At 66.2% G+C, this 12,595-nt stretch carries 13 protein-coding genes and 1 pseudogene; 11 read left to right on the plus strand and 3 right to left on the minus strand.

Going from position 1 to position 12,595, the window contains the following annotated elements; all coding sequences use genetic code 11:
* Positions 1 to 365: 365 nt before the first annotated feature.
* From ACZ5K7_RS36120 to ACZ5K7_RS36155, 8 genes and pseudogenes are all read left to right on the plus strand, one after another.
* Entirely contained in the window at positions 366 to 698 is a 333-nt protein-coding gene (locus tag ACZ5K7_RS36120; RefSeq protein ID WP_468920742.1) for a histone-like nucleoid-structuring protein Lsr2, read from the plus strand.
* 510 nt (positions 699 to 1,208) lie between these two features.
* Positions 1,209 to 1,526 (plus strand): annotated as a pseudogene (locus ACZ5K7_RS36125) (WhiB family transcriptional regulator); the annotation flags it as partial.
* 1,019 nt (positions 1,527 to 2,545) lie between these two features.
* On the plus strand, positions 2,546 to 3,004 hold the full coding sequence (locus ACZ5K7_RS36130; protein WP_468920455.1) for a hypothetical protein: 459 nt from the start codon (positions 2,546 to 2,548) through the stop codon (positions 3,002 to 3,004).
* A gap of 23 nt (positions 3,005 to 3,027) precedes the next feature.
* Positions 3,028 to 3,300, plus strand: a complete 273-nt coding sequence (locus ACZ5K7_RS36135; RefSeq protein WP_468920458.1) for a transposase — start codon at positions 3,028 to 3,030, stop codon at positions 3,298 to 3,300.
* Between the two features lie 37 nt (positions 3,301 to 3,337).
* On the plus strand, positions 3,338 to 3,919 hold the full coding sequence (locus ACZ5K7_RS36140; protein WP_468920461.1) for an IS3 family transposase: 582 nt from the start codon (positions 3,338 to 3,340) through the stop codon (positions 3,917 to 3,919).
* Complete coding sequence (locus ACZ5K7_RS36145) at positions 3,880 to 4,023, plus strand: hypothetical protein (protein WP_468920464.1); 144 nt, start codon at positions 3,880 to 3,882, stop codon at positions 4,021 to 4,023. Before ACZ5K7_RS36140 ends, ACZ5K7_RS36145 begins: the two co-directional genes overlap by 40 nt.
* Positions 4,024 to 4,541: 518 nt before the next feature.
* Positions 4,542 to 5,507: an HD domain-containing protein gene (locus ACZ5K7_RS36150; RefSeq protein ID WP_468920467.1), complete on the plus strand. Its 966-nt coding sequence runs from the start codon at positions 4,542 to 4,544 to the stop codon at positions 5,505 to 5,507.
* Positions 5,497 to 5,658 carry a hypothetical protein gene (locus ACZ5K7_RS36155; protein ID WP_468920470.1) on the plus strand — a complete coding sequence of 54 codons (162 nt, stop codon included), beginning with the start codon at positions 5,497 to 5,499 and terminating at the stop codon, positions 5,656 to 5,658. The genes ACZ5K7_RS36150 and ACZ5K7_RS36155 overlap by 11 nt, the downstream gene beginning before the upstream one ends.
* A 744-nt stretch (positions 5,659 to 6,402) precedes the next feature.
* Here the strand turns inward: ACZ5K7_RS36155 and ACZ5K7_RS36160 are convergent.
* Positions 6,403 to 8,103, minus strand: a complete 1,701-nt coding sequence (locus tag ACZ5K7_RS36160; RefSeq protein WP_468920473.1) for an ATP-binding SpoIIE family protein phosphatase — start codon at positions 8,101 to 8,103, stop codon at positions 6,403 to 6,405.
* A 674-nt stretch (positions 8,104 to 8,777) separates the two neighbouring features.
* On the opposite strand from ACZ5K7_RS36160, the gene ACZ5K7_RS36165 reads away from it, so the two are divergent.
* Positions 8,778 to 9,812 (plus strand): HEAT repeat domain-containing protein, encoded by a 1,035-nt coding sequence (locus ACZ5K7_RS36165; protein WP_468920475.1) that lies wholly within the window; start codon positions 8,778 to 8,780, stop codon positions 9,810 to 9,812.
* 118 nt (positions 9,813 to 9,930) lie between these two features.
* Positions 9,931 to 10,380 (plus strand): methyltransferase domain-containing protein, encoded by a 450-nt coding sequence (locus ACZ5K7_RS36170; RefSeq protein ID WP_468920478.1) that lies wholly within the window; start codon positions 9,931 to 9,933, stop codon positions 10,378 to 10,380.
* 57 nt (positions 10,381 to 10,437) lie between these two features.
* Here ACZ5K7_RS36170 and ACZ5K7_RS36175 read toward each other — a convergent pair whose 3' ends face one another.
* Together ACZ5K7_RS36175 and ACZ5K7_RS36180 are read right to left on the minus strand one after the other, a co-directional pair.
* The gene (locus tag ACZ5K7_RS36175; RefSeq protein ID WP_468920481.1) at positions 10,438 to 11,346 is read right to left on the minus strand and encodes a hypothetical protein; all 909 of its coding nucleotides are present in this window, start codon (positions 11,344 to 11,346) and stop codon (positions 10,438 to 10,440) included.
* Between the two features lie 94 nt (positions 11,347 to 11,440).
* The gene (locus ACZ5K7_RS36180; protein WP_468920484.1) at positions 11,441 to 11,884 is read right to left on the minus strand and encodes a hypothetical protein; all 444 of its coding nucleotides are present in this window, start codon (positions 11,882 to 11,884) and stop codon (positions 11,441 to 11,443) included.
* 71 nt (positions 11,885 to 11,955) lie between these two features.
* Here ACZ5K7_RS36180 and ACZ5K7_RS36185 point away from each other — a divergent pair, with 71 nt between their 5' ends.
* Positions 11,956 to 12,462, plus strand: coding sequence for a hypothetical protein (locus ACZ5K7_RS36185; RefSeq protein ID WP_468920487.1), 507 nt, complete (start codon positions 11,956 to 11,958; stop codon positions 12,460 to 12,462).
* Positions 12,463 to 12,595 lie beyond the last annotated feature (133 nt).

A 12,595-nucleotide genomic window follows, 5' to 3' on the forward strand; every position in this document is an offset into this window, starting at 1 on the left:
CCCTCAGCCCGCAGAGGGCGAGGCGCGCCGGCGCCTCGCTGTCCCCACCCTGGCCATGCTCCCGGAACGGCATGTGACAGTTTGTTCGCATCGCCCCATCGACCATGCCCTTCACCACGAGTCCATGCCCACCCGCTGTCACGTACCAACCCGTTAGGGGCCGGCTTGGTGTTGCGGGAGACGCCGACCGGTGTGGTGTGCCGTTTTGTGTTCGTCCAGGTGATGTGGGACCTGTCAGGGCCTTGGAACAAGTCTGAGCACTCAATTCACCGCAGCAGGCACAGGTGTTCGGCAATGAGGTGTCGGGCGCGTTCTCCTTATGGTTTCATACACATACCACGGATACAGAAGGCAGGAATTTCGAGATGGTTCAAAAGACGGTCGTTTACCTCTCCGACGACCTTGACGGCGGCGACGCGGACGAGACTCTGACGTTCGGCGTCGACGGCAAGTCGTTCGAGATCGACCTGAATGAAAAGAACGCGAAGAAGTTGCGTGACGCCCTGGCCCCGTACATTGAGGCCGGCCGTAAGACGGGTGGGAGGACCTCCGGCCGTGGGCGTGGCGTTGCGGCCAGGGGCAGTGGCGAGGATACGGCAGCCATCCGCCAGTGGGCCAAGGAGAACGGTTACGAGGTCAACGAAAGGGGCCGCGTTCCCGCAAATATCCGGCAGGCGTACGCAGACGTCAACGGCTGAACTCAGGATCTCGGAGACAAAGAATGCCCCCGGTTGCGCTTGAGTTCTAGTGGTCGTTGCAACACCCCAGCTCAGGGGATGCGATGGACTTCGAGGTCAGGAAGAACCGGGGGCTCGGGGGCGGGCGCAACACGGCCCGAGAGCGGGCCGGGGGCATTTCGTCCCTCACTCAGGGTAGACCCCTCTACCTCACCTAGTGGGCTGTCAGGTCGCACACGGCTGCTCGCCGTTGCCGAGCAGTGGGGATGGTCCCGACAAGAACTTTGACACTGCGGGCATCGGCTTCTGCTCTTCGCATCTACGGGGGATGCTTCCAGAGCGAACGGCAGCGTGATCGGGGCCGATATCCGCGTTGGCCGCTGCGCCCGGCTGTTCGGCTATCGGTCGAATCGAGAGCGGCGTGGTGCTGTAGTCAAGTCCCTTTTCACTCATGAGGATTGCTGTCGCGCCGCGATGTCCTGTGCTCCGCGTGGTTGCCGTACGGTTTACGCACTGTGCCCGCGCGGGGGAGTGCGGCGGGCCGTATCGGGAGAGGGCGAAGCTGGGGTGATCGGGGATGATCGGGAGTCGTGGGGTGCACGGGCGGTCTGCCGGAGTGCTGATCCGGACGAACTGTTCGCCGAGGGGGCGGCTCAGAACCGTGCCAAGGTCTTGTGCACGGGATGTCCTGCGCGCACTGAGTGTCTTGCCCACGCCCTCGATCACCGCATTGAGTACGGGGTCTGGGGTGGCATGACCGAGCGGGAACGGCGGGCACTTTTGCGCCGCCGGCCTGCGGTTACGTCGTGGCGGCGCCTGCTGGAGACCGCGCGTGCCGAGTACGGTCGGCGGAGCGCGGGGTATCGGGGTTCGGGCGTGGCTGAGCAGCAGAGTCTTCTCCTGGAGCACGCGGAACTTCAGGACCAGGCTGAGGAGCGAAGGGTCTCCCAGGCTCGTGCCGTCTCGATGGTCTGCGAGGCCCGCGGTAGCACAGGTATCGACGAGTACGGAGATGCGGACGGGTACGGCTCCTGGCTCGTGACGGTGCTCAACCGGAGTCGCGATCCGATCCGGGATGTAGTGGTTCGCTTCGGGGACACCCACAACGCCCTCTCGGTGACCGACCTCAAAGCACGGCACCCAGACTCAGGATCTCGCCCCGTGCCAGCGCCGCTCATACCGGGTGAAGGACACTTTGTTTTCTATTCCCCTCGCTGGCCGGAGCGAACAGTGAGGAGAAATCGTCCCGCTTTGCTTTTCACGGACGACAGCGGTGCCCGTTGGCGTCTCGACTCGTACGGGAAGCTGGAGGAGGCACCAGCTGACGGAGCGTCGTGATGACCGTCAGTGCTCTCGTTGTTCAACGGTTGTGTACATAGGTGGAGCCCGTGATTCGGAGTGCAGTGTGGGCGCCTCGACAGCGTTCCCGGGCGGCCTCCAGAGCCGCCTCCACCTCGGGTGAGCACCGGCTGTCGGTCGCAGGGCCCAGGACAATGTTGGGCAGATCCATGGCCGTCCGCCCAGCGGTCTCGATGACCCCCAGGAGCGCAGGCTCCGAGTCGACGAGGAGTCCGACCCGGTCACGGGCGACCGCGGCCTTCACGGATCTTTACGGTGGCTGGCCGTACGTGCCGGACGGCTGTCGCGCCACCGGGATGGGGCCCTGTGTGCGAGGGCGGGTGCTTTCATTTCAGGCGTAGCCGGTTGGAGGGGCGATGGTGTGTGCCGGCGGGGGGGAAATGCAGTGGCGGCCCATCCTCGCGGGCGCGGGGCGGACCGCCACTTCAACGAGTCGTCTTGGCCTCTAGCGTGAGGGCCTCATGGAGGTGTGCTCGGACGCGGTGAGCAAGTGCAGGGCCGCCGAACTCGTGGACATCGTCGAGGACTACATCCGTCGGCACACCGCTTTGCACCGGCGGCTGCGGGGCGCGCGGGAGAAGTTCCGGCAGGAACAGGACCGTCAGCTGTTCGCCCCGGCCACACGCCGAGCAGTCGTGGATCTCTATCGCGATCTGTTGCAGCCGATCCTTGCCGAATCGGTGGCCACAGCCACCCCACCCTTGTCGATGTTCGTCGAATACGCCGCCGGGCCGGCCAGCGGCGACCATCCGGGGTTGGCCACCTTCATACCTGTCCCGCTCGCGCCTCCGGTGCAGCGAAGCCGGTTCGCCGACGTAGAAGAAGAGTCCGAGCCGAAGGCCACCGAGCAGGAGGGCGGCTTCAGCGATGAACAGTGGCGCGTGGCCCGTGCGCTGCTCGACCTTCCCGACGCCGCGCGACCCCTGAAGCTTCCCCTTGGTCTTGGACGTCTGGAGACTGGGGCGTGAGAGGCCGGAGGAAGCAGTGCCAGGTGGGAAGCAAGTACACGAAGGAGTACTCGGACGAGTACGAGCGGGACGCGATCGAGCTCGTGCGGTCGTCGGGCCGGACGGTGACCGAGGTCGCCCGGGAGCTCGGGGTCAGCTCGGAGTCCCTGCGGGGCTGGGTGAATAAGGCCCGCGCCGCTCAGGACACCGGATCCGGTCCCGTGGTCAGGCGGGCCGGGCAGAGCGCCGACGGCCGGGACGAGGAACTTCAGCGGCTGCGGAAGCTGACCGCTGAGCAGGTGCGATCGAGATCCTGAAAAAAGCCACGGCCTTCTTCGCGAAGGAGAGCGAGGGGTGAGCGCGATATGCCGGTTCATCCACGAGGAGAAGGCGAACTACCCGGTCACGCTGCTGTGCAAGGTGACGAAGACCGCCCGCTCCACGTACTACGCGTGGGCGGCCGGACGGGAAGCCCGCGAAGCGCGGCGGCGGGCCGATGAAGCCCTGGCGCACGAGATCACGGTGATCCACCTCACCTCCCGGCGGAACTACGGCGCCCCGCGCGTCACCGCCGAACTGCGCCGGCAGGACCGGCCGGTCAACCGTAAGTGGGTGGCACGGGTCATGCGGGAGCACGGCATCGCCGGGAACAGCTGGCGCACCGGACGCCGCAGCCTGACCAAGGCCGACACCAAAGCCGCCCCGTCGCCGGATCTGATCGGCCGGGACTTCTCCGCCACCCGCCCCGGCACGAAGCTCGTCGGGGACTTCACCTATATCCCCACCGCCGAGGGCTGGCTTTACCTCGCCTCGTGGCTGGACCTGGCCACGCGCGAGGTATCGGCTACTCGATGGCAGACCACCACCGTGCCGAATTCGTCGTCGACGCGCTCGACATGGCCGCCGCGCTGGGCCGCCTGCAGCCCGGCTGCGTGATCCACAGCGACCGCGGATCGGAATACACCTCCCGCCAGGTGCGCGACAGAATCGTCATGTTGGGGCACAGGCAAGGCATGGGTGGGACCGGGAGTTTGCTTTGACAACGCGGCCGCGGAGAGCTTCTGGGCTGTACTCAAAGAGGAGGTTGGTACCCGCTTCTGGCCCGACCGCGCGATCGCCCGTGCCGGCATCTTCGACTTCATCGAGACCTTCTACAACAGACGCCGCCTGGGCAAGCACGTTTGCTGGGGCTACCTCGCACCCCACGAGACACGCCTGCGCTACCAGCAGGATCAGGCCCTCGCGGCCTAACGAGGACATGTCCAAGATCACGGGGAAACTTCACTCTGGATCTCCACCGCTTCAGCGGACCACCCCCGCGTCGGCGGGGACCACGACCGTCACGCCCCGCACCATCCGTGACTGGCTGGAACACCCCTGCGTCGGCGGGGACCACACTTGCCGACCCGCGTATCAGCAATCGGTCTGCCTTTTCTTTGCCCGGCCCGGTCGTGCCCGGGGTGTGAAGCGGTGTTCGACGGACCGACTATAGCGTCTGTCTTTGTTTTGAGGGGATGTCAGTGGGTTGTAGTTGGGTCTTCGGCTACTGGGTGTACGGATGTGGGGGAAGGATCGGCGGCTTGATCCTGCGTTGCCGCCGTATCCGCTGGTTCGGCATTTGCTTGATGTGGCGGCCGTGGCGTTGTTCCTGTGGGATTGGTATCTATCGGAGGGGCAGCGGTGGTGTATCGCGCGGGGGTTGGGGATGGCAGGGGATCTCGGCCGGGCGCGGGGGTTCGCCGCGTTGTGTGCGGGGTTGCATGATCTGGGGAAGCCGTCGGGGTTCCAGTTGTGTGACGTGTGGGCTCGGGAGCGGCTGAGTGGGGCTCTGTGCGGGGACCTTGGGCGTATCGGTGTGGAGCGGATGCGGCACGAGGTGGCGGGGATGCGCGCGGCCGCCCAGGTCTTGGCGGTGCCCGATTTCCGGGATGGCGACGGTTCGGTGAATGCGGCCGTGCGCCGTGTCGCGGAGGTTATGGGCGGGCGCCATGGCCGTTTCCACGAATTCGTGGAATTCCATCGGGAAACTGCCGACCTGCTGGGTGGTCAGTTGTGGGCCGCGCAGGGGGTTGCGCACGCGGGTGCGGTGTTCACGGCGCTGGGGTCTCCTGAGCCTGTGGAGCGTGTGGAGGCGGTGCTTGTGACGGGGGTGGTGATCCTGGCGGACTGGCTGGTCAGCCAGGAGGACTGCCTCCGCGCCGGGCAGAGGGCGCTGGATCCCTCTTTGGACGGGCACTTCGCGCGGTCGTATGTGGATGCGGAGCACCTGGGCTGGGAGGCGGGTCTGTTGCCGGTGGCTTTGAATACAGGCGTTTTGGTGAGGCGTCAGGGATCGATGGGGGAGCCTATGCGCTGCAGCGGTCGGTGGCGGAGGAACTGGCTGCGGCGGTGGGGCGGGATCGTGCTGGCGACCGCGGCGCCGGGGGACGGGAAGAGCGAGACTGCGATGGAGGCTGCAGCGGGTATTGGCCGGCCGGTTCGGCACCCGTGGGTTCGCGTTCTTGCTGCCGACAATGGCGACTAGCGACCTGATGTATCTGCGGGTGGCCGGTGAAGTGGCCCGGCAGGCGGGTCAGAGGGCGGGGATGACGTTCACGCACAGTACGCCCTGGCTCAACAGCGCCAACGTCGAGGACGAGGTGGGCGCCGGGCGGGTGCTGACTCCCGGCCTGTGAGATCCAGGAGCGGTTCAAGATCGCCAACCCCACTGCCAGAACGCCTTGTCGGCATCCAAGCAGGCCAGAATCATGTACGCGGTCAAGGGGCGCGGTCTCTTCGTACGCCAGGAACCGGAGCCGGGCAAGTACCACGGGCCGATCACGAACTACCTGCTGGGGAGGAAATCGACGCCGAGGCGCGCGCAGCTGCTGCGGAGTTCTCTGACCTCAGCGATGACAAACTGCTGGAAATGGGAAGCCGTGCGGGACCAGCGGTGGGGCATACTTTGAGAGGAGCACCAGTAGCTCTTCGACCAGCGTCGGTAAGATTAAATGCGAGATGGGCCGATGTGGCTTGTCCCTGCCCGTCTTCCATGACGACGACATCGAATCGGACGTGTCGCTGAGCGAGAGGCTTGAGGCCGCACTGGTCGCATTCTTGAATCGCTGGGAGCAGCGCTCCTGATGGATCGGCCAGTGGGCGGGCTGTTCAGAGTCCTTACTTGATCAAGGGCGGTCCGCTGGCGCAGGCCGCCGCGCACCGGCGGTCGGTACCCGCGGCCCTCTCCTGTCTGCCGCCCCTCTGGCGATGGCTGCCGATTACTTGGCGCGTAGTCGTCAGGCAAGCGAGCCACCCCGATCAAGGAAGCAACCCGGTACAGCGCGCAGGCTGAGCCTACTGAACGCCACGCAAGATAGAGTCTTATTCCTCTCATAGCCCGAAAAAAACACCGCGATCCTATCGCTCTATGGAAGGGATCACTACCGTGGAAGTGGTTGCTCGGTCCATATGCATTTTCCGGAGGTAAGATATCGAACTCCCCATCGAGCGGTGAGTGCGGAAATCATTTGGAGTCCGCGGCCATCCTCGTCAGTTTCGGCCGCTCGGCGTATCCGAGGCAGGGTGTGGCTGGCATCGGAGACTTCACAGATGAGGGTGTCGCTACGCAGCAAGCGGAGCTCGGTTGGTCCTTTCGCATGGCGGATGACATTGCCGACGAGCTCGCTGACAACAATTTCTGTGGTCATGATCAGATCTTCAAGGTTCCAGGTGGAGAGCTGATCACGGATGTGAATTCTGGCGTCGCCGGAAGCTGTAGGACTTTCCGAAAGAGTCCAGCAGGCGATGTCCTCGGAGGCCAGTGCGTGCGTCCGGGCGATCAGTAGCGCAGCGTCGTCGCCGCTGTTGCGCTGGCCAGAAAGCAGCCTTGCCATCAAGCGGGTACACAAAGCGTTGAGATTGCCCTTCGGATGGAAGGACTCGGTCTCTTGGCGGGTGGGGCGAAAGTGGCGGGCAAGGCGGGCCATGCCGCGATCGATATCTAGATCGGCAGATTCGACGAGACCGTCGGTGTACAGCGCGATCAAGGTTTCCTCAGGTAGTGTGAATTCGACTGTCTCGAAGGGTGGAGATGCGGCACCAAGCGGCGGATTTACTGGCAATTGCGGGAAATAGACAGTCCCGTCGTGGCGGAGAATGGCGGGCGGTGGATGCCCGGCGGTGATGACACGGCACGATCGCTCGACCGGATCGTAGACAATGCACAGACAAGTGGCATAGAAGTCATCTCCGAAACCGCTAACGAGTTCGTTGAGATGGAAGAACATCTCGTCTAGCGGGAATTCGAGGTCGGCGAGTGTGCGGACCGCGGTGCGCAGCCGGCCCATGGTGACTGCCTCAGAAAGTCCGTGGCCTATGACGTCTCCGATGACCAGAGCGACTTGGTTGGCCGACAGAGGTATAACGTCGTACCAATCGCCACCGACGTCTATCCCCTCACCTGCTGGAACGTAACTTGCCGCGGTTGAGACAGCGGGCAAAATGGGAAGTTCATGTGGAAGAAGTCCGCGTTGAAGTTGCTGAGCCCGGAGGTGCTCGGCCTCGTACAACCGCGCTCTTCCCATGGCCTGGGCAACCATAGTACTTATCGCTCCGTATAGCGTCCGCTCTTCGCTGGTAAAAATATGCGGGCGGTCGTAGACGATACAAACGGCGCCGATGGCCTGCCCCGATACGATCAGCGGCAAAATTGCCCAAGCCTCGGTTTTGCTAGCAGCGGGAAGCTCGGCGAGATCTGGATAGTCAGATACAAATTCTGCAGCGGAGGAGATGAAGTGAGCGGTACCCTTGGTCCACGTCTCACAGTGCACCGGAAGGTCGTTTATGGAAGCTCCTTCGAGTTGGCGCAGATCTTCTCGTGAGTAGCCGACGCCACCTGCCAGGAAAGCCCGCCCATTTTCGTGGACCCAGACCCCGACGCCCTTGGCGCCAAAAAGGGGAACTGTCAGGGTCGCCATAACCTCAGCCACATCTTGCCCCGTGACCGCTGTCGCAAGTGCTTGGGTCATCTTTTCAATCTGGGTAGCCCATTCTGCACCCTCGCCGCTGCCGGCTACCTCCGCCGCCTTCCGCCGCGATGTTCCGTTGACGTTGTTGACGCATACGCTCCGATTCATTGTCATCTCTCCTCCTGGCCTACCATTCGTGATCATGAAAAATTCAACCAATACTGCTGGTCACATACCATACAGCATCAAGTAGGGATAAGGGATGATCAATGTAGCGAATCTGGCATATCGGACAGTTGGCCTGTTGAAGCCGCAAGAGCGGTAGGAGGCACGATTTGGTAGGTCCGTCCGTTGCGGACGAGGGCCCGGAGGGCGGGCGGGCGCTAGCCGACGCGACTACTCGGGGTTCCGGTAAGAACGCTGTCACCAGCCGCAAACGGCGGTGATCTTGCGGGGCGTCACCCGTGTGGGTGAGTCCGGGGCCGTACGGCTGCGTTGGGTGAAGCTCTGCGAGGACGATCGGCGATCGTGGCCCGTACTCCGTTGGACCTGGATGAACTCGTACACGGCTGTCGCTCGATGCGTTCGCCTGCCGGGTCAAGCAGCCGGTACGGCTCCCATGGATCCCCGCTCTCGACCAACCGACCTGTCTCGGGCAGCACGAGAGCCGCCAAGTCCGCCTCGCAGACCACTGGTTCAGTTCAGCTTGACGTTTTACGTCCGTCTTCGAACAGGGAAAGGCCGGCCTCGTGTCCGCCCCTGCGGCCCAAGGGCAGTACCTCGAAACCGATGTCGGTCCACTCGGGCATGATCGGGTCCGATCAGACTCTGCGACGGGGTGGTGTGACGTGGGCGATTGGCGGACCGATCCGACGTTCGCGATGTGCCAGGCGCTGGTGGACGGGGCCGAGCTGTCCTCGTTCGCGGGCGGGCCGTTCGACGTGCGGGCGGTGATGGCCGACATCCGGAATGAGGCCAAGGACGGTTTTCTGCTCGGCGAAGTTCCCTGGGAGCACTTCCCTCAGGGGGATCATGTCAGGGAGGCCGTCCACCTGCTGCACACCGGTGACTCGCCCGGCCACACCGGAACGGGCGTTGTGAGCGGCATGTGCGCCAACGACATGCGGGCCGCCGCCGCGCTCGCCGTGCCGTTCCTGATCCGGATCGCCGCCGACACCCGCCACCCTCACCGTGCCGACGCGCTCACCGAAGTCTCCTGCCCGGCCCGCGCCCGCCACTTCGGCGTCGCCTCCCGCGACCAACTGCTGCTCCATCACGCCGACACCCAGCACGACGGCCTCTACGACAACTACGGCGTCGAGGTGAGCGGCTACCCAGCGGGCTGGTCGATCGCCGCCGCCCGGGCCGCGATCACTGCCGACACCGCCCTCCTGCGGACCCTTCTCGACGATCCCGACCCCGCAATCCGCATCCACGCCGCCTACGCACTGGCCACCGCCACCGACCCCGACCACACGGTCCGCGCAGCCTTCCTCGCCCGGCTCGCCGTCGAGCAGGACCCGATCGTCCGCGCCACCCTGGTCCTCGCCACCGCCGAAGCTGCCCGCGCGTACCCCCACCCGCCGACGACCGAGTGGATACGAGAGCAGTGGCGGGACTGGCCACAGGCGCCCGAGGTCCGGCTGGCCGCCGCGATCGGCTGGCTCTGCCTCACCGAGGAACCCGCCCCCGACGACCTGCGCGCCACCGTCGACGACCTCGCCACCTACGAGCGCGCCCACGCCATGGACACCCTGCCCTGGATGGCCGCCGCCGGCGGATCCGACGAGACAGGACTGCGGCGCTGCCTCCGAAAAATGCTCCACCCCGAACGGCCCGATCCAATGGGGTTCGACGACCCATGGGCCCAGCACAGCCGATAGCTGGTCCACCCTCGAACGGGGCTCGAACTTGTTCGGAGTTTCCCCTGTTCGCGGCGTGTCCGTGGGGCCGGGGCCTGATCCTGCGGGGAGGGTCGGCGCGGCGCGTGGAGGCCGGATCGTGGAACTGGTCGAGCACGGGGTTCAACGAGACGCGGTCGCGGCGGTGACGGCGTTCCGGTCCGAGTTGTACGCGTCGCTGTTCTCCCGGGGAGACGCATTGTTCGAGCTGTGCGACGCGTTGTTGTGCACCGACGACCCCGCCCTCACCCGCACCATCGTGCAGTCCCGCGCCGATCTGGTCGCCGCGCCTCGCGTCGCGCGCAGTTGCCGGAATCTGCTGCTGGCGGCGGGCTTTGAGGAGGTGCCGGTCGAAGTCAGCACCGGAGTCTTCACCGGGGTGGCGACGCTTCCGCTGCTCGTCGGGCTGGTGGAAGGTGTGCATGCCTCCGGTGCCGTGTCCCGGGAGCGGGCGGACGGCTGGATCGCCGAACAGCGGGCCCGTGCGGAACATGATCGGTTGTTCCTGGCCCTGCGGGTCTTTGTCACCGCGGGCACCAGCCCACGCTGATGCTGACCGCCCGGCCCGTCCGCGGCAGGGCGGACGGGCCGGGCAGCCAGCGGGTGATCAGCCGACGTGCAGGGTGAGGGCCGCGGTGTGGAGCTTGCCGCCGGTCTGGAACTGCAGGAACAGCCGCCAGTTTCCAGACTGGGCGAATTCGGCGTGGAAGGTCAGCGCCGGGCCACCGTGGTCACCGTCGACCTTGGTCTCCGGGTGGAGGTGGGCGAAGGCGAGGTCGCCCTCGTGGAAGGCGGTCAGGTGGGCGTAGGTGTCCAGGTAGGGCTGGAGGTCGGTGACCGGCTTGCCGTCCTTGGAGACGGTGGCGGTGAGCTGGTGGGCCATGCCTGCCATCAGGTCGCCCTTCACCGCCACCGTGTAGCCGTCGACGGCGGTGGTGCCGGACGCCTTGGGCACGGGGGTGGTCATCGCCGTGCCGGAGACCTTGATCGTGCGGCTGAGGACGAGGTCCTTGCTCTTGCCGGTGCCGCTGTCCGGGGTGAAGGAGGCGTACAGCCGCCAGGTGCCCGGTTGCAGCGCCGCCAGCGGTGCGGTCCACGTGCCGTCCTCGGCCATGGTGGGGTGCAGGTGCTGGAAGCCGGTGAGGTCGGAGCGGACGGCGTAGAAGTGCATCCGCTTGGTCTGGTCGACGGCGAAGTCGGTGACCGGGCTGCCGTCCGGGCCGGTGATGGTGAAGCGGTAGTCGGTCGCCTTGCCGGCGGGGAGGCTGCCGGCCGTGGAGGTCATCCGGTAGCCGTCCTTCGCGGCGGCCAGACCGTTGCCGGTGGAGGCACCGGCCATACCGGGCATCGACGCCATGGCGCCGGCCGAGGCGGACGGTGTGCCGCTGTGGTTCATGCCGGGCATACCGGAGGTGCGGTCCGAGCCGGTGCTGGCGCCGCAGGCGGCGAGCGTCAGCGTGAGGACAGCGGTGGTAGCCGCGAGGGCATGGCGAGTCGTCCGGAGACGCTGGGACATGGGTGTGTCTTTCCAGGTGGGCGCCGTGATCTGGCGCGGGTGAACGTGAGACCTGTGCTGGGCCACGGCGCTGAGCCGGAGCCCGGAGGTCTTGTCACGTCCGTGCGATGCACACCTGGAGCAGGAGGTCACGCCCGTCGGCTGGTGGCCCCCGGCGACGGGCGTCGCCGTACACCCGCCTGACCCACGGCAGCAGGACGGCGGCCGGGAGAACGAAGGCGACCGCGGTGAGGGGAGGCAGCGGCCTCTCGGAGCGGGGCGTGGTGGCCAGACACAACGCGCCCTGCATGGCCTCGTCCGCGTGCTCGGCGGCTTTCTCCCCCGCCGCCTCGGCGTAGTCGGAGCTATGCGGGGCCATCGCGGCGGGCGCAGGTTGCACGGCCGCCATCTCGGACATGGTCCCGTGGCAGCCGCCGTCGGCCGCGGCCGGGCCGCCGTGCATGAAGAACAGCCCGAGCAGCACGGCGACCAGCACGGCGGGCCGCACCACTCGGCGGTGGCGGGCCCCGGCCGTACCGGGGGCGGGCTGCGTGGCCATCACGGCCACACCTTACGGCGGGCGCAGTCCAGGCCGGTCCTCCGGCAGTCGAGGACAGACGGTCCGACGCAGTGGACCCGACTTCGTCGGAAGTGACCGGGCTGCTGTGCCAGGCCGTGTATGTGCGTCCTGATCGGATCGGGGCCGTCAAGGCGTGGTGGCGCAAGGTACGTGGCAAGGGCGGCAAGGCGGACAAGCCGCGGCGCAGTACGCGTCGGCGCATCTATCTGGAGGGGAGTGACGACTGTCCTCCACTGGGCGAGCTGATGGCGCGATGGGTGATGGATCACGTCCTGCATGGGCCGCCGCTGCCTGTCCCGTCGTACGGGTTCGACCTGGTGCCGGTGGTGGCGCACAGCATCCGCGTACGAAGGCTCTGGTGGGCGAGAAGGCTTGGTGTCGTGCTGGTGGCCGCGGCCGTGGCCTATCTGACACCACGAGCCGGCCTGGTGTGGGGCGTTGCAGTCCTCGTGGCCTTGCTGATGCGGTGGGCTGCACTGCGGGCGCAGAGAAAGGCGAAGAAGTCACGGCTGGCGGTCTCTCCTCGGTCGGCGTATCTCGTGCTGTGCCTGCCGTGAGTGCTCGCGGTCGTGCCATATGAGTCGACCGGCGCTGAGGCGGTGGGCCTGCGGGTCGGCCTGGTCGGCCTGCCGTTCGCGATGCTGGCCGATGTGGCGCTGGTGCATGCCAGTGACCGGTTCGTGGCTCGGG

This window comes from Streptomyces sp. NPDC031497 (assembly GCF_055580905.1).